Consider the following 20,697-nt stretch of genomic DNA (forward strand, 5'->3'; position numbering starts at 1 on the left):
AAGCGCCAATGGCGGTTGCGACTTTTTTGACTTCCTCGGGCGGCGGCAGCACCGCCGGAAAGCCCAGTGCTTCGATCCACAACTCCCGCGTCCACCCTTTCGAGTGATACAGGTGGTGGTCTTCGTCCTGTTCCACCGCGTCGTGGGCCTTCTTCAGGATCTGCGCCACCTTTCCCGTCAGCTTTTCCGCCACCAGGCCGATCAGCTCCCAATTCTGGTGATCTTTGGTTTCGGCAAGCACGACGCATTCGCCCGCCGCGATCTGCGCGGCCGCGGGATCGCTCCCGCTTTTCGCCAGCGCGATGGCCGTGACCAGCGATTCCCCGTGGTGCCGGACCACGTGGCGGCTCGGCACGTACGCCATGGCGTCCAGGCCCAATTCTTCAAAAACGGTAAGCAGGACCTGCTTGTGGGTTTTGGTTTCCTCGAGATAGCCACGCCATTCCTTGGCCAGGTCCTCGTTGCTCGCGCAGGCGATTGCCGCGGTGTAGACATTGATGCCGCCTAGTTCGGTCTCCAGGGCCTGATACAGCAAGTCATGGATCATCTCCATGTTTCCCTTCGCGTTTGCAGCCATTTGTGGCTCCTCGGTGTAATGCGTGGGCGCGCGTCCAGGAACAGGACGCGCGCGCTGTCCCGGCGTCAATCCGTCCGCTGGTTGGCGGCCGGATCGCCGACAGGCTCCTCGGGCTCGAGGTCCTCCAGGTCCTGCTGCGCGTCTTCGTCCGCGTCGGGCGCGAGCGGCGTCGTGCCGGGTTGCTGTCCCGGCGGCTGGGTCGAATCGGACCGCGGGTCCGTGGGGGGCCGGTTGGTCTCCGGCAACGTGGATTGCGATTGCGATTGCGTCATGGCATCACCTTTAGACGGCCACCTGGCCGCCTCCCCCTACCGCAAGTGCCGCTCCCAAAACAGCGCCCGATCCAGGCACCGCGCGGCGTCCGCCCCGCGGCGGCGCGGCCGCGCCGGCAAGCAGCCTGCGGGGGGTGGCGGCGCACGGGTGCGCCTGGTATGGCCACACTATTGCGGCGCCCGCGCACGCGCCGCATACTGGTTCGACCAAAACCTTCCGGAGTCGCCATGCGAGAAGACCTGCGCAAACTCGGCGCCGACGCCGCCCGCCAGGGGCTCGGTCTGCTTGATTGCCCCCTATTTCCGGGCAGGGGCCATGCCGGCACACACCGGTGAATCCATCTCAGAATGGTCGCGATGCGTCCAGGCCTGGGAAATGGGCTGGCGCGAAGCCACCGCCCAACGCCTGGCTCGCTGCGATCGCGCGGCAATGCTGGGCGCGCTGACACACAACCACTGACGTTCCGCCTGCATCCAGTCGCGCCGATGGCGCCGACGCGACGGATGCCCCTTTGCCGCCCGCGCCATCGGCCCGCCGAAACCGTCCGGTCGTTCCCCGCCGGGCGCCCCGCCCCCGCCCCGGCCCGATACAATCACGGGCATGAATTCCGCAACACAGACCACCGCCGCCGAGGCCCACGCCGGCCACACCCCCATGATGCAGCAATACCTCCGCCTGAAGGCGGAGGCCGGCCCCTTGCTGCTGTTCTACCGCATGGGCGACTTCTATGAAATGTTCTATGAAGACGCGGAACGCGGCGCGCGGCTGCTCAACCTGACGCTGACCAAGCGCGGCTCGTCCAACGGCACGCCGATCCCGATGGCCGGGCTGCCGGTGCACGCGATGGAGCAGTACCTGGCGCGGCTGGTGGCGATGGGCGAGTCCGTCGCCATCTGCGAACAGATCGGCGATCCCGCGGCCTCCAAGGGCCCGGTCGAACGCCGCATCGTGCGCATCGTCACGCCCGGCACGCTGACCGACGACGCGCTGCTGCCGGCCAAGGCCGACCGCGCGCTGGACGCCGTGTTCGTGTCCGGCAATGCGCGCGCGCCGCGCGCCGGGCTGGCCTGGCTGAACCTGGCCAGCGGCGACTTCCGCGTCACCGAATGCGCGCCGGCGCAGCTCGAATCCGAGCTACATCGCGTCGCGCCGGCCGAGATCGTCTGCGCCGACAGCGCCGAATTCGACTTCCCGTTCGAAGGCGCCCGTTCGCGCGTGCCGGACTGGCACTTCGAAAGCGACGGCGCCCGCGCGCACCTGCTGGCGCATTTCAAGACCGACACGCTGGCCGGCTTCGACATCGAAGACATGCCGGCCGGCATCTGCGCCGCCGGCGCGCTGCTGCGCTACGCCGCCCGCACCCAGTCGCAGGCGCTGGCGCACGTGCAGAGCCTGTCGGCCGAGCGTCCCGGCCAGTTCGTGCTGCTCGATCCCGTCACGCGCCGCAACCTCGAACTGACGCAGACGCTGTCGGGCGAGGATTCGCCCACGCTGTTCTCGCTGCTGGACGGCTGCCGCACGCCGATGGGCAGCCGCCTGCTGCGCCGCTGGCTGCACCATCCGCTGCGCGAGAACGAACAGGCCCACGCCCGCCAGCAGGCCATCTCGACGTTGCTGGCCGGCCGCATGGACGTCGAACAGACCTTCGGCTCCGCGGGCCTGCTGGAAACGCTGCGCGGCGCGCTCAACGCCTTCCCCGACATCGAACGCATCGCCGCGCGGCTGGCGCTGCGCTCGGTGCGTCCGCGCGAACTGGCCAGCCTGCGCGACGCGCTGGCCGCCCTGCCCGCGCTGCGCGACCTGGTCGCGCCGATGGCCGCCTCGCCGCGCCTGAACGACCTGATCTCGCACCTGTCGGTGGACCCGGCGCTGGCGGCCCTGCTGGTGCGCGCCATCGCCGCCGAGCCGGCCGTGGCGATCCGCGACGGCGGCGTGCTGGCCGCCGGCTTTGACGCCGAACTCGACGAACTGCGCGGCCTGGCCGCCGACGGCGGCGACTTCCTGGTGCAGCTGGAAGCGCGCGAACGCGAGCGCACCGGCATCAGCAACCTGCGCGTCGAATTCAACCGCGTGCACGGTTTCTACATCGAGGTCACCAAGGGCCAGACCGCCAAGGTGCCCGAAGACTACCGCCGCCGCCAGACGCTCAAGAACGCCGAACGCTACATCACCCCGGAACTCAAGACCTGGGAAGACAAGGTGCTGTCGGCGCAGGACCGCTCGCTGGCGCGCGAGAAGTGGCTGTTCGAGCAGTTGCTGGACGTGCTGGCCGAACACGTGCGCCCGCTGTCCGACTGCGCCGGCGCGCTGGCCGAACTCGACACGCTGGCGGCGTTGGCCGAACACGCGCGGCGCCACGACTGGATCGCCCCCGAACTGTCCGAGCAGGCCGACATCGATATCGACGCCGGCCGCCACCCGGTGGTCGAGCAGGCCATCGAACGCTTCACGCCCAACGGCTGCCGCCTCGATCCGGCGCGCCGCATGCTGCTCATCACCGGCCCCAGCATGGGCGGTAAATCGACCTACATGCGGCAGGTGGCCTTGATCGTGCTGCTGGCGCGCATCGGCAGCTTCGTGCCGGCGGCGCGCGCGCGCATCGGCCGCATCGACCGCATCTTCACCCGCATCGGCGCCGCCGACGACCTGGCGGGCGGACGCTCGACCTTCATGATGGAGATGACCGAGGCCGCCGCCATTCTCGCGGCCAGCACGCCCAACAGCCTGGTGCTGATGGACGAGATCGGCCGCGGCACCTCCACCTACGACGGCCTGGCGCTGGCCTGGGCCATCGCCTGCCGCCTGCTGGCGCACAACCGCGCCCTGACGCTGTTCGCCACCCACTACTTCGAACTGACGCGCCTGCCGGCCGAGCAGCCCGCCTCGGCCAACGTGCACCTGGCCGCGGCTGAATCCGCCGGCGGCATCGTATTCCTGCACGAAGTGCGCGAAGGCCCGGCCAGCCGCAGCTACGGGATCCAGGTGGCGCAGCGCGCCGGCGTGCCCGCCGCCGTCATCCGCCAGGCCACCCGCGAACTCGAACGGCTCGAAGCGCAAGGCGCGCCCACGCCGCAGCTGGGCCTGTTCTCGGCCGCGGCCGACGCCGACGCGCAGGCCTACGCCGCAGCCGATCGCGCCGACGCCATCGAGGCGCTGGACACGCTGCGCGAGGAACTCGCCGGCATCGACCCCGACAGCCTGACCCCGCGCGAAGCGCTGGACGCCCTCTACCGCCTGAAAAAGCACCTGCAATGAACCTCGACCATCCCCTGCCGCTGTTGGGCGACCAGAGCCCCAACGACTTCATGCGCCGCTACTGGCAGAAGAAGCCGCTGCTGATCCGCCAGGCCATCCCGAACTTCAAGCCGCCGGTGACCATCGCCGCGATCAAGAAGCTGGCGCGCCGCGACGACGTCGAATCACGCCTGATCTGGCGCGAGAACGGCGAATGGCAGATGGAGAACGGCCCCTTCGCCCGCCTGCCCAAGGACAACGAAGGCGACTGGACCCTGCTGGTGCAAAGCGTCGACCTGCACAGCGACGCCGCGGCCGAGCTGATGCAGCAGTTCCGCTTCATCCCCGACGCGCGCCTGGACGACGTGATGATCAGCATCGCCAGCCACGGCGGCGGCGTCGGCCCGCACTTCGACAGCTACGACGTGTTCCTGCTGCAGGCCGCCGGCGAGCGCGAATGGCGCTACGGCCGCCAGAAGGACCTGTCGCTCGAGCCCGGCCTGCCGCTCAAGATCCTCAGCCACTTCCAGCCCGAGGAACAGGCCGTGCTGGCGCCGGGCGACATGCCCTACCTGCCGCCACAGGCCGCGCACGACGGCATCGCGGCGGGCGACGGCTGCATGACCATCTCCATCGGTTTCCGCGCCCCCACGCAGGCCACGCTGGCGCGCGGCCTGCTCGAAGCCGCCGCCGACCAGGTGATGGCGCGCGTCGGCCTGCTGGGCGGCCCCTATGGCGAACCGGCGCTGCCCGGCCCCAAGCTGTCGGCCGTCTACCGCGACCCCGCGCAGGCCGCCGTGGCCACGCCGGCGCAGGTGCCGGACGCGCTGGTCGAGGCCACGCTGGAGACGGTCAGCAAGCTGCGTTTCGACGACGCGCTGGCCTCGCGCTTCCTGGGCTGCTGGCTGACCGAGCCCAGCAACCTCAGCGTGTTCGACGGCCCTGAAGGCCTGGACGTGGACCTGGAAGAGGACTGGCCCGCCCACGGCAAGCTGGTGCTGGACCGCCGCAGCCGCATACTCTATCGCGGCAAGCAGCTCTTCATCAACGGCGAGACCGCCATGACGCCGGCCTCGCCCGCCCTGTGCAAGCTGGCCGACGCGCGCAGCCTGGACTGCGCCGATCCCGCCTGCGCGCGCCTGTCCGATGAGGCGCGCTCATGCCTGGCCGACTGGCTCGACTCCGGCTGGATCCATTACGTCGCCTCGTAGTATCCCGACACCTGCGCGTATCCAACTTGCACAGAACGCAATGAGGTCTATGCGCAGGGTCACATAAAGCAAGACATCACACCGCGCGGAAAGGTTTGTTGCCGTTGGGATGCGACCTTTTTAATTTCCACACTCGCATCGCTGACGGGTTCCTGTAGCCTGGGTTCTGGTTTCCCCTGAAGGGGTTTCAAGAGTCGTCATCTACAGGAGTCCAAAAATGATGAGCAAAACCTTGATTATTGCGTCGGTGCTGGCCGTCTCGCTCAGCGCCTGCAACAAGAAGGAAGATGCCCCGGCGCCCGCGAACAACCCCACGCCGGGCGCCAGCACGCCCGCGCCTTCGAGCACGCCGCCGGCCACCTCGCCGGCGCCCGCGCCCACCCCTGGCACCACGCCCGGCGGCGGTTCCACCACCCCCGGCGGTTCGACCACGCCGGCATCCTGATCGCATCGTCATCAGCGAATCCCCCCGCCGCTGATCACGAAAAAAAGCCCTGGCCTCGCGCCAGGGCTTTTTGTTTGCGCGCGTGCCGGCGCAAAAAGAAAAAGGCCCCGTGGGGGCCTTTTCGTACTGTCGCGAAGCGCCGGGAGGCGCCTCGCGGCGGACACCTTACATCTTGTCCTTCAGCACGCTCAGCAGGCGCTGGGCGGTGGCGCTGTTGTCGCGCTCGCCCTTGGCGTCGAGCACCGTCACCGTGGTCTGCTCGCCGCTGGCGGTCAGGTGGATGCGGTACTGCGGCGCCTCGGCCTTCTTGTCGCCCGAGAACATGCGGCTGAAGAAGCCCGGCTGGTCGATCTTCTCGCCGGTGTCGGTGTCGACGTAGCGCACGAAGTAGTCGCCGGCCGAACGATCGCGATCGTCCACCGAGAAGCCGCCGCCGTCCAGCGCCACGCCGACACGGCGCCAGGCGCGGTCGAACGATTCGCTGACGATCAGGGCGGCGCCCTGCGCACGGACATCCTGCTGCACCGCGGGCTTCTGCGGCGCGGCTTCCGCCTGCTGCACCAGCTTGCGGGCGTTGTCGACGTCGGTGCCCAGATAGACCATCATGCGCGCCAGCATGGCGGCGTTCAGGCCCGGATCTTCCTTGCCGTTCTGCCACTGCACTTGCGAGCCGTCGCCGCCGACGCGCTTTTCGAGCATCTGGCGGTGGCTGACGTAGATTTCGGTGTGGCCGTTGACGCGTTCGACGCGGGTGCGGAATTTCTCGCGCTCACCGCTGTCCCAGGCCGATTCCAACACCGCGCCCAGGGCCTGGCGCAGCCAGCTTTCCGGGATCTTGGCGCGGTTTTCCGCCCAGTCGGTTTCGATCAGGCCGGCGCCGGGGTTGTTGCTGGCGACCGTGAAGCCGTTTTCGGTCCAGAAGTCGACCAGGCGCGGGAACACGTCCTCGGGCGCGCGGTCGACCACCAGCCAGCGCAGGTCGCCGTCGCGTTCGACGCGCATGTCCTGGCGGCCGGGCAGCACGTTGCTGGCCTTGGGCGCGGTGGCCAGGGCCTGGCCCTGCTGCTGGAATTGCGAATAGGTGGTCGAGCCCGACGCCGGCGCGCGGTAGCGCGGATCGCTGGCGGCCTGGGTCAGGTCGGGCGGAATGCTCAACGGCTCGCCACGTTGCGTGACGGCGCTCTTGTAATTGACGGATTCTTCATTGCCCAGGAATTGGTTGACCTCGCTGCAGCCGGCCAACAACACCAGAGACATCAATGCCGACAAACCGGCATGACGCTTGTTCATACGTATCCTCACGATATTTAGAGCAGGCCCGTTTCCTGGAGCACGCGACGCACCGTTTCGTGGTGCTGCGCGCCCAGTTCCACCAGCGGCAACCGGTAGCCCAGTGCGGTGCGGCCCATTTCGGCCAGCGCCCACTTGACGGGAATAGGATTGGCTTCAACGAACAAAGCCTTGTTCAGACGGGCCAGGTGCGCATTAAGTTCACGCACCTTCGGCACGTTGCCCGCCAGGGCGGCGGCACACAAGTCGCGCATCAGCTTGGGCGCGACGTTGGCGGTCACGGAGATGTTGCCGCGCGCGCCCAGCAGGATCAGGGCGGCCGCGGTGGGATCATCGCCGCTGAAGACCTGGAAGCTGGCCGGCGCTTCGCGCAGCAGCAGGCCGCCGCGCGCGATGTCGCCGGTGGCGTCCTTGATACCGATGATGCCCGGCACCTGCGCCAGGCGCAGCACCGTTTCGTTGCTCATGTCGGCCACGGTGCGGCCCGGCACGTTGTACAGGATGGTCGGCAGGTCGACGGCTTCCGCGATGGTGCGGAAGTGGCGATACAGGCCTTCCTGCGACGGCTTGTTGTAGTACGGCACCACCGACAGGCCAGCCTGCGCGCCCACCGCCTTGGCGTGGCGCGTGAGGTGGATGGCTTCGTCGGTGGAGTTGGCGCCCACGCCGGCGATGACCGGAATGCGGCCGGCGGCATGCTCGACCGCCACGCGGATCAGCTCCGCATGCTCTTCCATGGAGACCGTCGGCGATTCCCCGGTGGTGCCCACCACCACCAGTGCATCGGTTCCTTCCTGGATATGCCAGTCGATCAACGACCGGTAGGCAGCGTAGTCAAGGCTGCCATCGGGCTGCATCGGGGTGACGAGGGCCACCATGCTGCCCTGGAAATTAACGCCTGCGGCGGTTGCAGGGGATGCCATAAATGAGGGGCTCCAAAGCCCGGTGGCGGGATGCCTCAGGGCCAGAATCAATGAAACCGCTGAGTTTAACGGATATTGGCCAAAATCCTACAGAAACCACTGAACGATTGCCGTTCCCAACGCCAATACCGGACGCATCAATATCCAGAGTACGTCGGTCACCAGCAGCACCACCACGATCACCAGGCCATACGGCTCGATTTTCGAGTATTGCCAGGCCAGGCGGTTGGGCAGCAGGCTGAAGAGGATGCGTCCCCCGTCCAGCGGCGGAATCGGCAGCAGGTTCAGCGCCATCAGCACCAGGTTGACCTGCACGCCGGCCATCGCCATTTCGAACCAGAAACTCTCCTGCATGCCGGTTTCGAGGAACAGGCGCAGCGAAAACACCCACAGGATCGCCATCAGCAGGTTGGCGGCGGGACCGGCCAGCGCCACCCACAGCATGTCCTTCTTGGGACGGCGCAGCCGGCCGAAATCGACCGGCACCGGCTTGGCCCAGCCGAACAGCATGCCGGGGCTGCCCAGCAGCTTGGACATCAGCAGGATCACCGCCGGCACCAGCAGGGTGCCGACCGGGTCGATGTGGCGCGCCGGGTTCAGGCTGATGCGGCCCGCCTGGTACGCCGTCGGATCGCCGAACATGCGCGCGACATAGCCGTGCGCGGCCTCGTGCAGGGTGATGGCGAAGATAACCGGTATCGCGTAGACCGCGATCGTCTGGATGATGTCATTCATGGCGAAGCGGATTGTAGAGGAGCCGCGTGACGAACAGTGCGGCTAAATGAGGAGCGGCGCCATTGCGGCCGTCGCGGCGGCCGCAATGGCGCCGCCGCGTGAACGGGCGCTCAGCCGCGTCAGGCCAGGCCCAGCGTGGCGGGATCGCCGCGCCCCACCCGCACCACGACAGGGTCGTCGCCGGTCAGGTCGATCACGGTGGTCGGCGAATGCGGGCAGGCGCCCGCGTCGATGATGGCCGCCAGCTCATGGTCGTAGCGCTCGCGGATGGCCTCGGCATCGTTCAGCGCGTCGGTCTCATCCTTCGGGATCAGCGTGGTCGACAGCAGCGGCGCGCCCATCTGTTCGAGCAGCCCCAGCATCACGGCATGGTCCGGCACGCGGATGCCGATGGTCTTGCGCGACGGATGCGACACGCGCCGCGGCACTTCCTTGGTGGCCTCCAGGATGAAAGTCCACGGCCCCGGCGTGGCGGCCTTGAGCAGGCGGTACTGGCGGTTGTCGACGCGCGCGAAGTGGCCGATCTCGGCCAGGTCGCGGCACAGCAGCGTGAGATGGTGGCGATCGTCCAGGCCGCGCAGTCGGCGCAGGCCGTCGGCGGCGTTCTTGTCGTCCAGGCGCGCGACCACCGCGTAGCTGGAATCGGTGGGCACCGCCACCAGGCCCCCGTCGTTCAGCCATTGGGCGGCCTGCTTGAGCAGGCGCGGTTGGGGATTCGCGGGGTGGATATCTAAATGAAGGGCCATGGGATTATCCTAACACTCTTGAAGGCCGCATCGTCAACCGCGGCCGACGCAACACATGGCGGCGCCAGCCGCCCGGAGACACAGTATGCGCCTGGACGATTCCCGCGAAAGCGACAACGTGGAAGACCGCCGCGCCAGCGGTCCGCGCATCGGCGGCCGAGGCACCATCGGCATCGGCACCATCGTGCTGGCCCTGGTGGCCATGTATTTCGGCGTCGACCCCAGCGTGGTGCTGCAGATGGCCGAGGGCCCCGCCACGCAGCAACAGCAGGCTCCCGCCAGCCGCCCGCCCGCCAACGACCCGCAGGCGCGCTTCGTCTCCAAGGTGCTGGGCGAGACCGAGGACACCTGGAGCGCCATCTTCCAGAAAGACCTGAACCGCCCGTACGTGCCGCCCAAGCTGGTGCTGTTCCGCGGCGCCACGCCCACCGCCTGCGGCACCGGCCAGGCGGCGATGGGGCCGTTCTACTGTCCCGGCGACAGCAAGGTCTACATCGACCTGGCGTTCTTCGACGAACTGCAGAACCGCTTCAAGGCCCCCGGCGATTTCGCCCAGGCCTACGTCATCGCGCACGAGGTCGGCCACCACGTCCAGCACCTGCTGGGCATCTCCGATCAGGTCGACAACCTGCGCCGGCGCAACCCGTCGCAGGCCAACGCGCTGTCGGTGCGCATGGAACTGCAGGCCGACTGCTTCGCCGGCCTGTGGGCGCAGCGCGCCAACGCCGCCCGCAACATCCTCGAAAGCGGCGACGTCGAGGAAGCGCTGGCCGCCGCCACCGCCATCGGCGACGACCGGCTGCAGAAGCAGAGCCAGGGCTACGTGGTGCCCGACGCCTTCACCCACGGCTCGTCGGCGCAGCGCGTGCGCTGGTTCAAGCGCGGCCTGGACAGCGGCGATCTCAAGCAATGCGATACTTTCGCCGCCAGCTTGCTGTAGGACGCTGGCCGCGACGCGATGACCGCTGTATATCCATACAGCCAAAAGCCGAGACCGTCTTCATCTTGTAAGATTACGCCCCCGCGCACTCCCGCTGCGCGGGCCAGAGCTCCCCAGCGAGGGGGCTTTTCCCGTTGGCCGGCCCGACGGGAAAAGCGTGCTCCCGCCCCGCGCGCCCTGCCGCGGCGACAGGGGTGGCACGGCGCATTTCCAGTTACTAGATCCGTTCCATGGCCAACAAGTTCGAACCGTTAATCACCGTTGATGAGGTGCAAGAGATCCTTGCGGAGCCCAAGGAAACGGTCAAGCAGATCACCTGGATCCCGAAGCCGGCCGCCACCAGCATCCAATGGATGGAGTTCGCCAGCCCGTGCCGCGTCAAGGGCGAGGTGCGCGACGACGCCATCTTCCGCGCCATCTACCGCGGCGCCCGCACCGTGGTGCACGGCCAGGCCACCATCTTCCTGGCCGAGGCCTTCTGCGCCAGCCTGTTCGTCGGCCCGCACCGCGTGTTCGGCGTCGATACCGACGACTCGTTCCACACCAGCCTGGTGGGCGAAGGCCGGCCGCAGTACCGCAAACCGCTGGCGGACCGCAGCCATGAACACATCTGGGTGGACGAAGGCGAAGGCTATGCCGAGCCCATCGTGCCCGCCCTGCACACGGTCGCCGAGCTGATGCAGTATTTCCTGCCGAGGGCCAACCTGGCCCTGACCGGCGGTTTCGCGCATCCCCTCAAGGGCCGTCAAATCGAACTGATCCTATGAGCAATTTCCTGGAAGCCTCCGGCTGGACCGTCCTGCCGGCGGGCGAACACGCCATCCGCGCCATCTCGCCGATGACGCTGGGCCTGGACGGCCAGCACGCCGCGTTCTTCATCGCCTACCCGGACGACGCCACGTTCTATCTCACCGACGCCTGTGAGACGTCGATGCATGCCTCCAGCTACGGCATCGAGCTGGCGCCCAAGCGCATCGACATCCTCAATGAAACGCCGGGCGTGAGCCTGGCGCACTTCGACAAGTCGGGCGCCATCGTCGCCACGGGCCCCAACGAGCAATTGCAGGAAGCCCTGTGGGACGCGGTCAAGCTGGCCATGGCGCTGTCGTTCCAGTGCGCCAAGTGGATGCCGCGCTTCAGCCAGCTGCGTTTTCGCGCCCAGGTGGGCCGGGCGCTGGCGGCCGGCGTCGGTCCCAACCGCATGGTCAAGGGCGCGCGCGCCAAGGGCAGCAGCGGCCACACCGCCGACTTCGCCTTCGGCGTGCGCGCCGCCGGCAGCACCGCGCTGACGTACATCGAACCGATCGCGCTCAAGGCCGGCAAGAAAATGGACTGGACCCAGGTCTACCAGACCCACGGCAAGATGTCGGACGTGAAAATGGCCGATGCGCGCAACTCGCGCATGGTGATCCTGGAAGACGGCGCGTCGGCCGAGGAACTCAAGAAGGCCGTGGCCATCCTGGAACAGTCGGCCAGCGTGCTGACGCTGGCCAAGACGCGCGACTGGAAGGCCGTGTTCGCGGCCGAGTGAATACGGCCGCCGCCGGGCGGCGCATCATGGCGACCGGCGCGCCGCGGCAGGGGCGCCGTGGAAATTCCCTCGCCGTCAGGCGTCAGGATGGCACGTGGGTCAGGCCGTCGACGATCTCGCGCCCGTGCAGGATGGCGGCATGCACCGCCTCGCGCGGGCTGTAGACGAAGCCGCCTTCGGCAAAGCGTGGCACGGGGTATTCGTCGCCGCCTTCCAGCACGGCGCCCGCCTGGACCACCATGATCGATGCGATGAAAACGGGGCCGCTGGGCAGCGTCTGAACCTCTTCGCCCGCGCCCCGGGACACCTTGGCCGTCAGCCGGTATCCCTTGTAGATCAAGTTGTTCTGATGCACTTCGGATGCCCTCTTTCTGCGGACCAGCATACCCCGGCTGTTCATGACAGTTCGGATAAGTTTTGTAACCTCGGCATTCGATAGAAACATTGTTGCAATGCACGAATTGCGTCCCCGTTTCCGCCGGACGCGGGGTACAGGCCGGACAGGCAGGCGGTGCGCGGCTGACAGCCAGATGACACTCGATGACACTGTCATCTGGCCGCCGCCGCGCTGATCCGTCCCGGGGATTTCCCCTATGACTGTTGCGAAAGCGCACTTTCGGGCGCCTGCATGCCGGTCGCCCGCAGGTAGTCGGGCCGGGTCCAGCCCCGTCCCAGCAGGAACATGCGGGTATGCAGGTCGCCCAGCACCGGCGGCGTCACCGTGGCGCCCAGATAGGTCAGGCGCTTGCGCCGCAGGTCGACGTAGCCCAGCTCGTAGTCGCGGGCCAGCCCCAGCCACAGGCGATGGGCGCCGGCCGACTGGCGCGCGCCGCTCATGATGCACAGGCCGGCCTCCAGCCCCCAGCGATAGACCGCGGTGGCCAGCCCCATGCCCTGGTAGGGCGCGGCGTACTTCGAGTGCGGCGCGCGCACGTAGGGATCGGCGCGCCGCCCCACCTCGATCAGCCGGTTGAACACCGTATAGCCCGCCAGCCGGCCGCGCCGCGCGTCCACCACATACACGTAATACTCGCCATCGGCTTCGCGGTAGCGAAGCACCATGCCAGGGATGTCGGTTTGAACCTCCGGCAATCCATACAAGCGGTCCGAAGGACGATTCATGCGGTCGTGGATGGCATCGAGTTCCGTCTCCACTTCATGCGGAGCATGGTTGACGTCGATGCGCAGTTCCGTCGCGATTGGCAGAGTGCGGCGGAAAGCGTGCAGGGCCAGCGTAGGCAAGGCCACCTCCTGTGCAGGGCAAATGCCCGATGAAAAAAGCGGTGCGTGCGCCGCCCCGGCCTGCCGGCCAAGGGGCGACGCGTGATGTCGATGGGGTCGTGCGGAAACCGCCGCGGCCTCTCGTCCGCGGCAAAGCGATTTCATGACGGGCTAGGCCGCGGCGTGGCCGCCGCTACGGCGCCAGTCCGCGCTATCGCCGGAGGCCTCGTCGGGCATGCCGAAGAACGCCGGAAACTGGCGCGCGCCCTTGCGTGTGACCGACAGCGCGCGCGAATCCAGGTCCTTGTCGATCCAGCCGCGCGCGAGCAGCGCCTCCAGCAACGCGGCGCCGAGCGCGCCGCCCAGATGCGAGCGGCGCTCGCTCCAGTCCAGGCACGGGCAGGCGAAGCGGCGGCGGCGCTGGCGCGCCTGCGCCACGTCGACCCCGACCTGCGCCAGCGAGGCCTCGCCCAGCGGCGTCAGCGCGTAGTCGCGGCCATCGGCCGCCAGCCACTGGCGCGCCAGCATCGCGTCGTGGATGCGCACGGCCAGCGTGCCAGCCATGTGGTCGTAGCAGGTGCGCGCCTCGCGCAGCGCCGACGGCGTGTTGGGCTTGAACGGCGTGCGCTCGGCGCCCGCCACCACCAGCAGCGCCTCCAGCGCGCGCGCGACTTCGGCATTGGCCAGCCGGTAATAGCGGTGCTTGCCCTGCGCCGCCTGCTCCACCAGCCCCTGCTCGCGCAGGCGCTGGAAATGGCTGCTGGCGGTGGAGGCGCCGATCTCGGCGGCCGCGGCCAGTTCGGTGGCGGTGCGGGCGCGGCCGTCCAGCAGCACGCACAGCATGCGCGCCCGCGCCGGATCGGCGATCGCGCCGGCAACGGCCGACAGGTTGATATCGGCGAACTCGGATTCCATGATTCGGTCCCGGCCAAAGTGTTGTCTACAGGGCCAAGCATACTGCGAGTCATCCCAACAAAACAGCCGGCGCCATCGCCAGCCGCTTGCCATGCACACCCCACTGCGTTTTTTCGGCCGGAAAGTCCTTTACGCCACCTTCGTGCTGGCCATCTTCGGCTGGGGCGTCGGCTTCTATGGCCCGCCCGTGTTCCTGCACGCGGTGGTGCAGCGCACCGGCTGGAGCGTGGCGCTGGTGTCGGCCGCGGTCACCCTGCACTTCCTGTGCGGCACGCTGATCGTGGCCAACCTGCCGCGCCTGTACCGGCGCTGGGGCGTGCCGGCGGTCACCCTGGCCGGCGCCATCGCGCTGGCGCTGGGCGTGTCGGGATGGGCCCGCGCGGCCGCGCCATGGCAGCTGTACGCGGCCGCGCTGTTCTCCGGCATGGGCTGGGTCACGCTGGGCGCGGCGGCGGTCAACGCGCTGATCTCGCCCTGGTTCGTCAAGCGCCGGCCGGCCGCGCTGGGCATGGCCTACAACGGCGCCAGCATCGGCGGCGTGGTGTTCTCGCCGCTGTGGGTGTTCCTGATCGCGGGCTACGGCTTCGCGCAGGCGGCCTGGTGGGTCGGCGCGGCGATGGTGCTGGTGATCGCGGTGCTGGCGCGCAAGGTGTTCGCCGTCACGCCGCAACAGCTCGGCCAGCATCCCGACGGCGTGCCGCCGGACGCGCCGGCGCAGGCCGCCGCCGCCGCGCTGGCGCGCGTGCCGCGCCTGTGGCGCGACCGCGCCTTCCTGTCGCTGGGCGCCGGCATGGCGCTGGGGCTGTTCGCGCAGATCGGCCTGATCGCGCACCTGCTGTCGCTGCTGGCGCCGCTATTGGGCGCGCAGACCGCCGGCATCGCGATGGGCCTGGCCACCGCCAGCGCCATCGCCGGCCGCAGCCTGGTGGGCTGGCTGATGCCGGCCTCGGCCGACCGCCGCCTGATCGCCTGCCTGTCCTATGGCGCGCAGATCGCCGGCTCGCTGGTGCTGATGCTGGCGGTGGACCATGCCTGGGCGGTGTGGGCGGGCGTGCTGCTGTTCGGCGCCGGCATCGGCAACGCCACCTCGCTGCCGCCCTTGATCGCGCAGGCCGAATTCGCGCGCGAGGACGCGGCGCGGGTGGTGCCGCTGATCGTGGCCATGTCGCAGGGCGCCTATGCCTTCGCGCCCGCCGTGTTCGGCGTGCTGCGCACGCTGTCCGGCCAGGAGCAGCATCCGCTGTTCTGGTTCCTCGCGGTGGCGGCGGCGCTGCAGGCGGCGGCCATCGCCTGCCTGGCGTGGGGCCGCGGCGCCGCGCGCCAGCGGCGCCTGCAGGCGGCTAGCGCGGCCTGATCGGGCCGCCTGCAGGCCTCGATCGGTGTCGGTCAACCCGTGTGATTCCAGCCGTGGCGTGCAACCGCCATGCTTCATCCGCCGCAATGCAGCGCCCGCCGGTCACGCCAGCCCGCCGCGACGCGCCACCAGTCCGGCCATCACGGCGTCGCCCTGTTCATCGGCCAGCCCCGCCGCCACGCCCTGGCGGTCGGCCACGGTGCGGTTCTGGCTGACCTTCCATTTGCCCTCGATGCGCGTGATCGCGATTTCGACGCCGACGATGGCGCGCATCTGCGCCGCGATGAAATCCTCGGGCGCATCCTCGACGCGCCAGGGCTGCACCCGCGCCTTTTCCTGCGCTTCGGTCAGCGCGCCGATCTGCGCGCGCACCCAGACGGGATCGTCGTGCACCGTCGGCGTGCCCCACACATGCACGGCGACGAAATTCCAGGTCGGCACGACCTTGTGCGTCTCGGCCTTGGTGGCGTACCAGGACGGCGTGATGTAGGCCTGCGCGCCATGGAACACCAGCAGGCAGTCGCCGCCGGCGGCCAGTTCCTTCCATTGCGGATTGGCGCGCGCCATGTGCAGCCGCAGCACCCCGTGCGGCCCTTCCGGATACAGCAGACAGGGAATGTGGTTGGCCATCAGCCCGCCCTCCCCGCTGGTCATCAGCACCCCCAGGGGATGCGCGCGGATGAAATCGTGCTGGACCTCGAGGGAATCTTCACGGAAGGCGGACGGCAGGTACATGGCGGAATAGGCGCGGGAAAGGGAAACACACACCATAGCGCCGCGCTGGCTCCATTGCCAGAGCCATATAACCCTCAATTCATGGAGCCACAATGCGCGTGGCTCCCCGGCAACGGCGCCGCCGGCAGCCGATCACATCAACGGATCGCACCCGCGCATCCCGCCACCGCCCGCCGGATCACGCCAGCGCTTTCACCAGCAGCACCGTCGTGAAACCGCTGTCCCATTCCTCGTCGGGATAGGTGTCGACCTCGGCATAGCCATGCTTGGCGTAGAACGCGCGGCTCTGCGTATTGAAGGTGTCGGTCTCCAGCCGCGCCTCGCCGAAGCCGGCGGCGCGCATGCCATCCTCGGCCAGCGCCAGCAGCGCCGCGCCGACCCCGCGCCGCTGCAACGCCGGATGCACGTGCAGGGCCCAGATGAAGTTCTTCTCCCAGTCCACCATGCCCGCCACGCGGCCGCCGGCCTCGCACACCTGGAAGCGCGCGCCGCGCTCGGCGACGTATTGCGGGATCTTGCCGCTATCCAGGAAGTGCTGGTACTTCTGCGGCGTCATCTGCGGCCGCCAGGTGCCTTCATAGGTTTGCGTCAATATGTCCTCCAGCGCCGCCACATCGTCGGGGCGCGCCGGTCGGATCGTCAGGGAAGTCCGGGTTTGCGTCATGCGCGGCAGTGTAGCAACCGCGCGCGCGCCCTATCGTCGGACGCGTTCGTAGGCCTGGTTCATGCGCTCGCGCGCGGCCGTTTCATGCGCATAGGCGCGGTCGTAAGTGGCCAGGCAGGCCGCCGTCGGATCGGGCCATTTGATCGCGGCGACGGCCGCGGTCAATTCGTCGCGCGCGCGCTGCCATTCCTTGACGGCGGCGTACCATTCCTTGGTCGTGTCCATAGTTCCCTCCCTATGTGCACGGCCCCATCGTAGTCCCGCCCGCGCCGGCCGCGACTACTGCTTTCAGCGACGCAAATGGATGAGTCCGACCCCGCGCCGGATGGCGACTTTGCGCCGCATCGAGCGCGCTGTTCGCCCGCCAGGCCAGGGCGCCGCGCGGCCAAGGTAAAATGATCGGATGCAACCGGGACCAGCATCGCGGCAGGCGCCGCGGCGGTCCCTTGCATGGATGCCGCGGACGCGGCTTCCCGCCAGCGCCGCCATGACGCCGCGGCTCGCACGGGCCATTCACGCAATGCGCTCATGCGGCGAAATCCAGACACAACGCCTCCAGAAATGAACGCTGCGCCGCCGCGGTGGTCGTAGGGTAGCCGGCCCGCCGCGCCATCGCCCGCCGCACCGCACCCGCGGCGCCGCGCCCTCCGCTTTCCTCATATCACGATGTGATGAATATTGACGTCAACCCTCACTTACTCACGGCCACGGCAAATGCTACTGTTCCGCCTGTGCAAGGAGTACAAGCAATGGATCAGAAAACGAAACCCTGGGCCTTTCCCAAACCCCATCCGGAAAACACCCCGCGGGGCGAACGAAACAAACAGGAGTTCGACACGCCGCCGGTGAGCGAAACGCCCGCGGCCAAGCCGCGCGGCAAGAAAAGCGCCACCACGGCCGCCGCCGCCAAATCATGACGCGTCATTGACGGCCGTCCACCCATGCGCCCGCCCGCCACCGCGCCGATCCCCGCCGCCTTCGCGCGGCCGGTGCGCGGCCCGCGAGGCCTGAATCCGCCGCGCGCCCCGGGACGCCGGCCGCATCAATCATGAACGCGTTCATGAATCCGGCGCTGCGGGGCGCCGGCCGGATCACCGGCGTGTTCTTCCACCCGGCCGGCGACATCGTCGCCGTGGCCTCCGCCTTTCCCCTCCTGATCAATCCGCCTGCGCGCGCCGCCTATGGCGGCGCCGCGCTGCGCTACCGCGTCGGCCTCTACCGCCGCGGCGATCCCGTGCCGTTCGCGGCCTGCGACGCGGCGCGCCTGCCAATCAACGACGTCGCCTTCCATCCGGACCAGCCCGTCATCGCCATCGGCGCGGGCAGCTACGACGGCGGCTATCTGTTCGAGGGCGAACTGATCGCCTGGAATTGGCAAAGCGGCGCCAGCCGCCGCCCCTTCCTCAACGTGCCCGAAGTGGTGCGTTGCCGCTACCTCGACGACGGCCGCATCCAAGCCTGGGTGCGCCCCTGGGATGAATCGTGGGACGAGCAGGACGGCGACGTCCCGCCCGCTTTCGAAACGCTGCTGCCGGTATGGGCCGAGGCCGACGCCGCGCCCGTCACGCCGGACCTGGACCCCGCCGCCGCCGTCCTCGACCCGGCCATGCCACGCGATGACGGCGACCCGGCCTCGCGCCTGGCGCAATGGCTGGACCTGCCCGACCTGGGCCTGCGCGGCGCCATCTGGGACCTGGCGTGGCTCGACGCCGACACGCTCGCCGCGGTCCACGACGGCTGCCTGCTCGAGCGCTACCGCGCCGACGGCGCGTTGCTCGCGCGTCACGACGGCGGCGGCCGCGGCGCCGAGATCCTGCGCACCACGCCGCTCGTCGTGCACGCGATCGCCCCGCCCGATCCCGCCGACCGCTTCCGCCGCGACTCGCGCTTGTACGCGCTGCGCGACGGCGAGCTGACGACGCTGCGCGACGAGGATGGCCAATACACCTTCTGCGCCAGCGCCGACGGCCGCCTGCTCGGCCGCCGCGACCGCATCGATGCGCGCCGCCGCGGCGCCGGCGACGTCCTGCTCGATGCCACCCTGACCGACGCGCGGCGCCTCGATCTCGGCCACTACGACTGCTTCAACCACTACATCGGCATCAACGGCGCGCCCGATCTGTTCACGGTGCAGGGCACGCCGCCCGATTCGCACGAAGGCAAGCACCTGTGCCGGGTCCACGCCGATGGTCGCCTCGAACGCCTGTGGCCATTGCTCAAGCCGGACGGCACGCCCGCCAGCCACGCCATGGAATGCCGCGGCGCCTACGTCGATGACGCGCTCGGCGCCGGCCTGGTGATCGCCGGCAAGCACTACTCGCCCACGGTCGGCAACGCCTATCGCGGCTTCATCTACCGCAAGTCGCTGGCGCGCGGCCAGGAACGCTGGCGCCATGCCACCCCGGCCTCGGCCAGCGCCATCGTCGTGGCCGACGGCCTGGTGCTGGCGGCCTTCCTCGACGGCACCCTGATGCTGATCGACGCGGACAGCGGCGACCTGCTGCTGGCGTCCCGGGTCCGCATCGGCGGCATCGCCACCGTGCTCTACGCCCTCGCCGCGCGCGGCGGCAGACTGGCCGTCGGCGCCATCGACGGCCGCATCGCGCGGGTCGAGCTGGCCGCGCTGGCCGCCCTGCGCCCGACCCGCGGCGGCATCGATCTGGCATGATGGGGCCATCGCGGGCATCGCCGCCCGCCCCCCCTTGAACCGATCCCCCACGCCCATGCACTACACCCAGGACCCCGCCACCCCGCCCGCCCCCACCGTCAGCTTCGACGACTTCATGAAGGTCGACATCCGCGTCGGCACCATCATCGCCGCCGATCCATTTCCCGAGGCGCGCAAGCCGGCCTACAAGCTGACCATTGATTTCGGCGCCGGCGTCGGCGTCAAGAAAAGCTCGGCGCAGATCACCGGCCGCTACACGCTCGAACAACTGCCGGGCAAGCGCGTGCTCGGCATCGTCAACTTCCCGCCGCGCCAGGTCGGCCCGGTGCGCTCCGAAGTGCTGGTGCTGGGGCTGGCCGACGCCGCCGACCAGACCGTGCTGGTCACGCCCGAGCTGGACGTGCCCAACGGCGCCCGGCTGACCTGAACCTGAAAATTTCGCCCCGGCGCCCCGCGCCCTTTGCTACACTGCAAGCCTCCCTGGGGAGTAGCCTCTTCCGGCCCCGTCCGGAAGCGCCCGCGTCAACACTCTTGGCCCTTCTGGCCATGGCGCCGGCAACCGACACGGTTTGGCGAGACCACGGACTTTTCCATAGCTTCTGACCGGGCGATATGGAAAGTCTGTGTGTTTCGCCCGGTCGGAGCCTCTCCCGCATGAACGCCCTTTCCACCCTCATCCTGGCCTTCGCCATGTCCACCGACGCCTTCGCCGCGGCGGTCGGCAAAGGCGCCGCCCTGCACAAGCCACGGCTGTCCGAAGCGCTGCGCACCGGCGTGATCTTCGGCGTGATCGAAGCCATCACGCCCGTGATCGGCTGGGCGCTCGGCTCCATGGCCGCCCGCTTCGTGCAGGACTGGGACCATTGGATCGCCTTCGGCATGCTCTGTATCCTGGGCGCGATGATGATCCGCAACGGCCTGGGCGCCGACCACGAAGAAGCCGCGCCGGTCGGCCGTCATTCGTTCTGGCTGCTGGCCGCCACCGGCTTCGCCACCAGCATCGACGCCATGGCCGTCGGCGTCAGCCTGGCCTTCATCGACAACAACATCGCCGTCACCGCGCTGGCCATCGGCCTGGCGACCATGCTGATGGTGACCCTGGGCGTCATGATCGGCCGGCTGGTCGGCAACGTCGCCGGCAAGCGCGCCGAGGTGCTGGGCGGCCTGGCGCTGATCGGCATCGGCGCCACCATCCTGTACGAGCACTTGAAGGCGTAAGACGCGCGCCCGCCACA

At 69.0% G+C, this 20,697-nt stretch carries 24 protein-coding genes and 1 riboswitch; of the genes, 12 read left to right on the forward strand and 12 right to left on the reverse strand.

The annotated features are described in order from the left end of the window. On the reverse strand, window positions 1-577 hold a 577-nt coding region (locus AOZ49_RS32860), incomplete at its 3' end, for a hypothetical protein (protein WP_054474256.1). A gap of 65 nt (window positions 578-642) precedes the next feature. Beyond that, window positions 643-849, reverse strand: a complete 207-nt coding sequence (locus AOZ49_RS02835) for a hypothetical protein (protein ID WP_054474257.1) — start codon at window positions 847-849, stop codon at window positions 643-645. A 316-nt stretch (window positions 850-1,165) separates the two neighbouring features. On the opposite strand from AOZ49_RS02835, the gene AOZ49_RS33890 reads away from it, so the two are divergent. The 4 genes from AOZ49_RS33890 (at window position 1,166) to AOZ49_RS31570 (ending at window position 5,740) form a co-directional block, all read left to right on the forward strand. Next, on the forward strand, window positions 1,166-1,309 hold the full coding sequence (locus tag AOZ49_RS33890) for a CrpP-related protein (RefSeq protein WP_304439425.1): 144 nt from the start codon (window positions 1,166-1,168) through the stop codon (window positions 1,307-1,309). A 141-nt stretch (window positions 1,310-1,450) separates the two neighbouring features. After that, window positions 1,451-4,105, forward strand: coding sequence for a DNA mismatch repair protein MutS (gene mutS / locus AOZ49_RS02840; RefSeq protein ID WP_054474258.1), 2,655 nt, complete (start codon window positions 1,451-1,453; stop codon window positions 4,103-4,105). Further along, on the forward strand, window positions 4,102-5,295 hold the full coding sequence (locus AOZ49_RS02845; RefSeq protein WP_054474259.1) for a ribosomal protein uL16 3-hydroxylase: 1,194 nt from the start codon (window positions 4,102-4,104) through the stop codon (window positions 5,293-5,295). The genes mutS and AOZ49_RS02845 overlap by 4 nt, the downstream gene beginning before the upstream one ends. Before the next feature lie 217 nt (window positions 5,296-5,512). Next, window positions 5,513-5,740: a hypothetical protein gene (locus AOZ49_RS31570; protein ID WP_006386500.1), complete on the forward strand. Its 228-nt coding sequence runs from the start codon at window positions 5,513-5,515 to the stop codon at window positions 5,738-5,740. A 165-nt stretch (window positions 5,741-5,905) separates the two neighbouring features. Here AOZ49_RS31570 and bamC read toward each other — a convergent pair whose 3' ends face one another. The 4 genes from bamC to AOZ49_RS02870 all read right to left on the reverse strand — a co-directional run bounded on the left by bamC (window position 5,906) and on the right by AOZ49_RS02870 (window position 9,434). Further along, on the reverse strand, window positions 5,906-7,030 hold the full coding sequence (gene bamC, locus AOZ49_RS02855; protein WP_054474260.1) for an outer membrane protein assembly factor BamC: 1,125 nt from the start codon (window positions 7,028-7,030) through the stop codon (window positions 5,906-5,908). Window positions 7,031-7,047: 17 nt separating this feature from the next. Continuing rightward, window positions 7,048-7,953, reverse strand: a complete 906-nt coding sequence (gene dapA, locus AOZ49_RS02860) for a 4-hydroxy-tetrahydrodipicolinate synthase (protein ID WP_054474261.1) — start codon at window positions 7,951-7,953, stop codon at window positions 7,048-7,050. Window positions 7,954-8,040: 87 nt separating this feature from the next. After that, window positions 8,041-8,688: a site-2 protease family protein gene (locus AOZ49_RS02865; RefSeq protein WP_006390425.1), complete on the reverse strand. Its 648-nt coding sequence runs from the start codon at window positions 8,686-8,688 to the stop codon at window positions 8,041-8,043. Window positions 8,689-8,807: 119 nt separating this feature from the next. Then, on the reverse strand, window positions 8,808-9,434 hold the full coding sequence (locus tag AOZ49_RS02870; RefSeq protein ID WP_006390426.1) for an L-threonylcarbamoyladenylate synthase: 627 nt from the start codon (window positions 9,432-9,434) through the stop codon (window positions 8,808-8,810). An 85-nt stretch (window positions 9,435-9,519) separates the two neighbouring features. Between AOZ49_RS02870 and AOZ49_RS02875 the strand changes: the two genes are divergently transcribed. From AOZ49_RS02875 to AOZ49_RS02885, 3 genes are all read left to right on the forward strand, one after another. Continuing rightward, window positions 9,520-10,374, forward strand: a complete 855-nt coding sequence (locus tag AOZ49_RS02875; RefSeq protein WP_054474262.1) for a KPN_02809 family neutral zinc metallopeptidase — start codon at window positions 9,520-9,522, stop codon at window positions 10,372-10,374. A 230-nt stretch (window positions 10,375-10,604) separates the two neighbouring features. Continuing rightward, window positions 10,605-11,141 carry a hypothetical protein gene (locus tag AOZ49_RS02880; RefSeq protein WP_054474263.1) on the forward strand — a complete coding sequence of 179 codons (537 nt, stop codon included), beginning with the start codon at window positions 10,605-10,607 and terminating at the stop codon, window positions 11,139-11,141. Next, on the forward strand, window positions 11,138-11,905 hold the full coding sequence (locus tag AOZ49_RS02885; RefSeq protein WP_054431557.1) for a hypothetical protein: 768 nt from the start codon (window positions 11,138-11,140) through the stop codon (window positions 11,903-11,905). Before AOZ49_RS02880 ends, AOZ49_RS02885 begins: the two co-directional genes overlap by 4 nt. Before the next feature lie 82 nt (window positions 11,906-11,987). On the opposite strand, the gene AOZ49_RS02890 is transcribed toward AOZ49_RS02885, so the two are convergent. From AOZ49_RS02890 to AOZ49_RS02900, 3 genes are all read right to left on the reverse strand, one after another. Continuing rightward, complete coding sequence (locus AOZ49_RS02890) at window positions 11,988-12,260, reverse strand: hypothetical protein (RefSeq protein WP_006390430.1); 273 nt, start codon at window positions 12,258-12,260, stop codon at window positions 11,988-11,990. Between the two features lie 236 nt (window positions 12,261-12,496). After that, window positions 12,497-13,147, reverse strand: a complete 651-nt coding sequence (locus tag AOZ49_RS02895; RefSeq protein ID WP_054431558.1) for a hypothetical protein — start codon at window positions 13,145-13,147, stop codon at window positions 12,497-12,499. A 150-nt stretch (window positions 13,148-13,297) separates the two neighbouring features. Further along, window positions 13,298-14,041 (reverse strand): ArsR/SmtB family transcription factor, encoded by a 744-nt coding sequence (locus tag AOZ49_RS02900; RefSeq protein WP_054431559.1) that lies wholly within the window; start codon window positions 14,039-14,041, stop codon window positions 13,298-13,300. A gap of 91 nt (window positions 14,042-14,132) precedes the next feature. Here AOZ49_RS02900 and AOZ49_RS02905 point away from each other — a divergent pair, with 91 nt between their 5' ends. Further along, on the forward strand, window positions 14,133-15,395 hold the full coding sequence (locus tag AOZ49_RS02905; RefSeq protein WP_054431560.1) for an MFS transporter: 1,263 nt from the start codon (window positions 14,133-14,135) through the stop codon (window positions 15,393-15,395). A 102-nt stretch (window positions 15,396-15,497) separates the two neighbouring features. Here AOZ49_RS02905 and AOZ49_RS02910 read toward each other — a convergent pair whose 3' ends face one another. The 3 genes from AOZ49_RS02910 to AOZ49_RS02920 all read right to left on the reverse strand — a co-directional run bounded on the left by AOZ49_RS02910 (window position 15,498) and on the right by AOZ49_RS02920 (window position 17,019). Beyond that, window positions 15,498-16,130 (reverse strand): FMN-binding negative transcriptional regulator, encoded by a 633-nt coding sequence (locus AOZ49_RS02910; protein WP_054431561.1) that lies wholly within the window; start codon window positions 16,128-16,130, stop codon window positions 15,498-15,500. Between the two features lie 178 nt (window positions 16,131-16,308). Beyond that, entirely contained in the window at window positions 16,309-16,794 is a 486-nt protein-coding gene (locus AOZ49_RS02915) for a GNAT family N-acetyltransferase (protein ID WP_054474264.1), read from the reverse strand. Window positions 16,795-16,824: 30 nt separating this feature from the next. Further along, window positions 16,825-17,019, reverse strand: a complete 195-nt coding sequence (locus AOZ49_RS02920; protein ID WP_054431563.1) for a hypothetical protein — start codon at window positions 17,017-17,019, stop codon at window positions 16,825-16,827. A gap of 446 nt (window positions 17,020-17,465) precedes the next feature. Between AOZ49_RS02920 and AOZ49_RS32305 the strand changes: the two genes are divergently transcribed. From AOZ49_RS32305 to mntP, 4 genes are all read left to right on the forward strand, one after another. Next, window positions 17,466-17,711, forward strand: coding sequence for a hypothetical protein (locus AOZ49_RS32305; RefSeq protein WP_139122249.1), 246 nt, complete (start codon window positions 17,466-17,468; stop codon window positions 17,709-17,711). 131 nt (window positions 17,712-17,842) lie between these two features. After that, window positions 17,843-19,462 carry a PQQ-binding-like beta-propeller repeat protein gene (locus AOZ49_RS02925; protein WP_054474265.1) on the forward strand — a complete coding sequence of 540 codons (1,620 nt, stop codon included), beginning with the start codon at window positions 17,843-17,845 and terminating at the stop codon, window positions 19,460-19,462. 55 nt (window positions 19,463-19,517) lie between these two features. After that, the gene (locus AOZ49_RS02930; protein WP_054431565.1) at window positions 19,518-19,889 is read left to right on the forward strand and encodes a tRNA-binding protein; all 372 of its coding nucleotides are present in this window, start codon (window positions 19,518-19,520) and stop codon (window positions 19,887-19,889) included. A gap of 43 nt (window positions 19,890-19,932) precedes the next feature. Continuing rightward, window positions 19,933-20,103: riboswitch (yybP-ykoY riboswitch) on the forward strand. Between the two features lie 13 nt (window positions 20,104-20,116). Continuing rightward, a complete protein-coding gene (gene mntP / locus AOZ49_RS02935; RefSeq protein ID WP_054431566.1) occupies window positions 20,117-20,680 on the forward strand; it encodes a manganese efflux pump MntP in 564 nt (187 codons plus the stop codon). The last annotated feature ends 17 nt before the right edge of the window (window positions 20,681-20,697 follow it).

The sequence above is a fragment of the Achromobacter sp. 2789STDY5608615 genome (assembly GCF_001298995.1).
Classification (GTDB): Bacteria; Pseudomonadota; Gammaproteobacteria; order Burkholderiales; family Burkholderiaceae_B; genus Achromobacter; species Achromobacter insuavis.

What these genes read in the sequence shown, in the direction of transcription:
- AOZ49_RS02835 (WP_054474257.1), bottom strand. Translation starts at nt 849, where the DNA reads ATGACGCAATCGCAATCGCAATCCACGTTGCCGGAGACCAACCGGCCC.
- AOZ49_RS33890 (WP_304439425.1), top strand. Translation starts at nt 1,166, where the DNA reads ATGCCGGCACACACCGGTGAATCCATCTCAGAATGGTCGCGATGCGTC.
- mutS (WP_054474258.1), top strand. Translation starts at nt 1,451, where the DNA reads ATGAATTCCGCAACACAGACCACCGCCGCCGAGGCCCACGCCGGCCAC.
- AOZ49_RS02845 (WP_054474259.1), top strand. Translation starts at nt 4,102, where the DNA reads ATGAACCTCGACCATCCCCTGCCGCTGTTGGGCGACCAGAGCCCCAAC.
- AOZ49_RS31570 (WP_006386500.1), top strand. Translation starts at nt 5,513, where the DNA reads ATGATGAGCAAAACCTTGATTATTGCGTCGGTGCTGGCCGTCTCGCTC.
- bamC (WP_054474260.1), bottom strand. Translation starts at nt 7,030, where the DNA reads ATGAACAAGCGTCATGCCGGTTTGTCGGCATTGATGTCTCTGGTGTTG.
- dapA (WP_054474261.1), bottom strand. Translation starts at nt 7,953, where the DNA reads ATGGCATCCCCTGCAACCGCCGCAGGCGTTAATTTCCAGGGCAGCATG.
- AOZ49_RS02865 (WP_006390425.1), bottom strand. Translation starts at nt 8,688, where the DNA reads ATGAATGACATCATCCAGACGATCGCGGTCTACGCGATACCGGTTATC.
- AOZ49_RS02870 (WP_006390426.1), bottom strand. Translation starts at nt 9,434, where the DNA reads ATGGCCCTTCATTTAGATATCCACCCCGCGAATCCCCAACCGCGCCTG.
- AOZ49_RS02875 (WP_054474262.1), top strand. Translation starts at nt 9,520, where the DNA reads ATGCGCCTGGACGATTCCCGCGAAAGCGACAACGTGGAAGACCGCCGC.
- AOZ49_RS02880 (WP_054474263.1), top strand. Translation starts at nt 10,605, where the DNA reads ATGGCCAACAAGTTCGAACCGTTAATCACCGTTGATGAGGTGCAAGAG.
- AOZ49_RS02885 (WP_054431557.1), top strand. Translation starts at nt 11,138, where the DNA reads ATGAGCAATTTCCTGGAAGCCTCCGGCTGGACCGTCCTGCCGGCGGGC.
- AOZ49_RS02900 (WP_054431559.1), bottom strand. Translation starts at nt 14,041, where the DNA reads ATGGAATCCGAGTTCGCCGATATCAACCTGTCGGCCGTTGCCGGCGCG.
- AOZ49_RS02905 (WP_054431560.1), top strand. Translation starts at nt 14,133, where the DNA reads ATGCACACCCCACTGCGTTTTTTCGGCCGGAAAGTCCTTTACGCCACC.
- AOZ49_RS02910 (WP_054431561.1), bottom strand. Translation starts at nt 16,130, where the DNA reads ATGTACCTGCCGTCCGCCTTCCGTGAAGATTCCCTCGAGGTCCAGCAC.
- AOZ49_RS02915 (WP_054474264.1), bottom strand. Translation starts at nt 16,794, where the DNA reads ATGACGCAAACCCGGACTTCCCTGACGATCCGACCGGCGCGCCCCGAC.
- AOZ49_RS02920 (WP_054431563.1), bottom strand. Translation starts at nt 17,019, where the DNA reads ATGGACACGACCAAGGAATGGTACGCCGCCGTCAAGGAATGGCAGCGC.
- AOZ49_RS32305 (WP_139122249.1), top strand. Translation starts at nt 17,466, where the DNA reads ATGAATATTGACGTCAACCCTCACTTACTCACGGCCACGGCAAATGCT.
- AOZ49_RS02925 (WP_054474265.1), top strand. Translation starts at nt 17,843, where the DNA reads ATGAACGCGTTCATGAATCCGGCGCTGCGGGGCGCCGGCCGGATCACC.
- AOZ49_RS02930 (WP_054431565.1), top strand. Translation starts at nt 19,518, where the DNA reads ATGCACTACACCCAGGACCCCGCCACCCCGCCCGCCCCCACCGTCAGC.
- mntP (WP_054431566.1), top strand. Translation starts at nt 20,117, where the DNA reads ATGAACGCCCTTTCCACCCTCATCCTGGCCTTCGCCATGTCCACCGAC.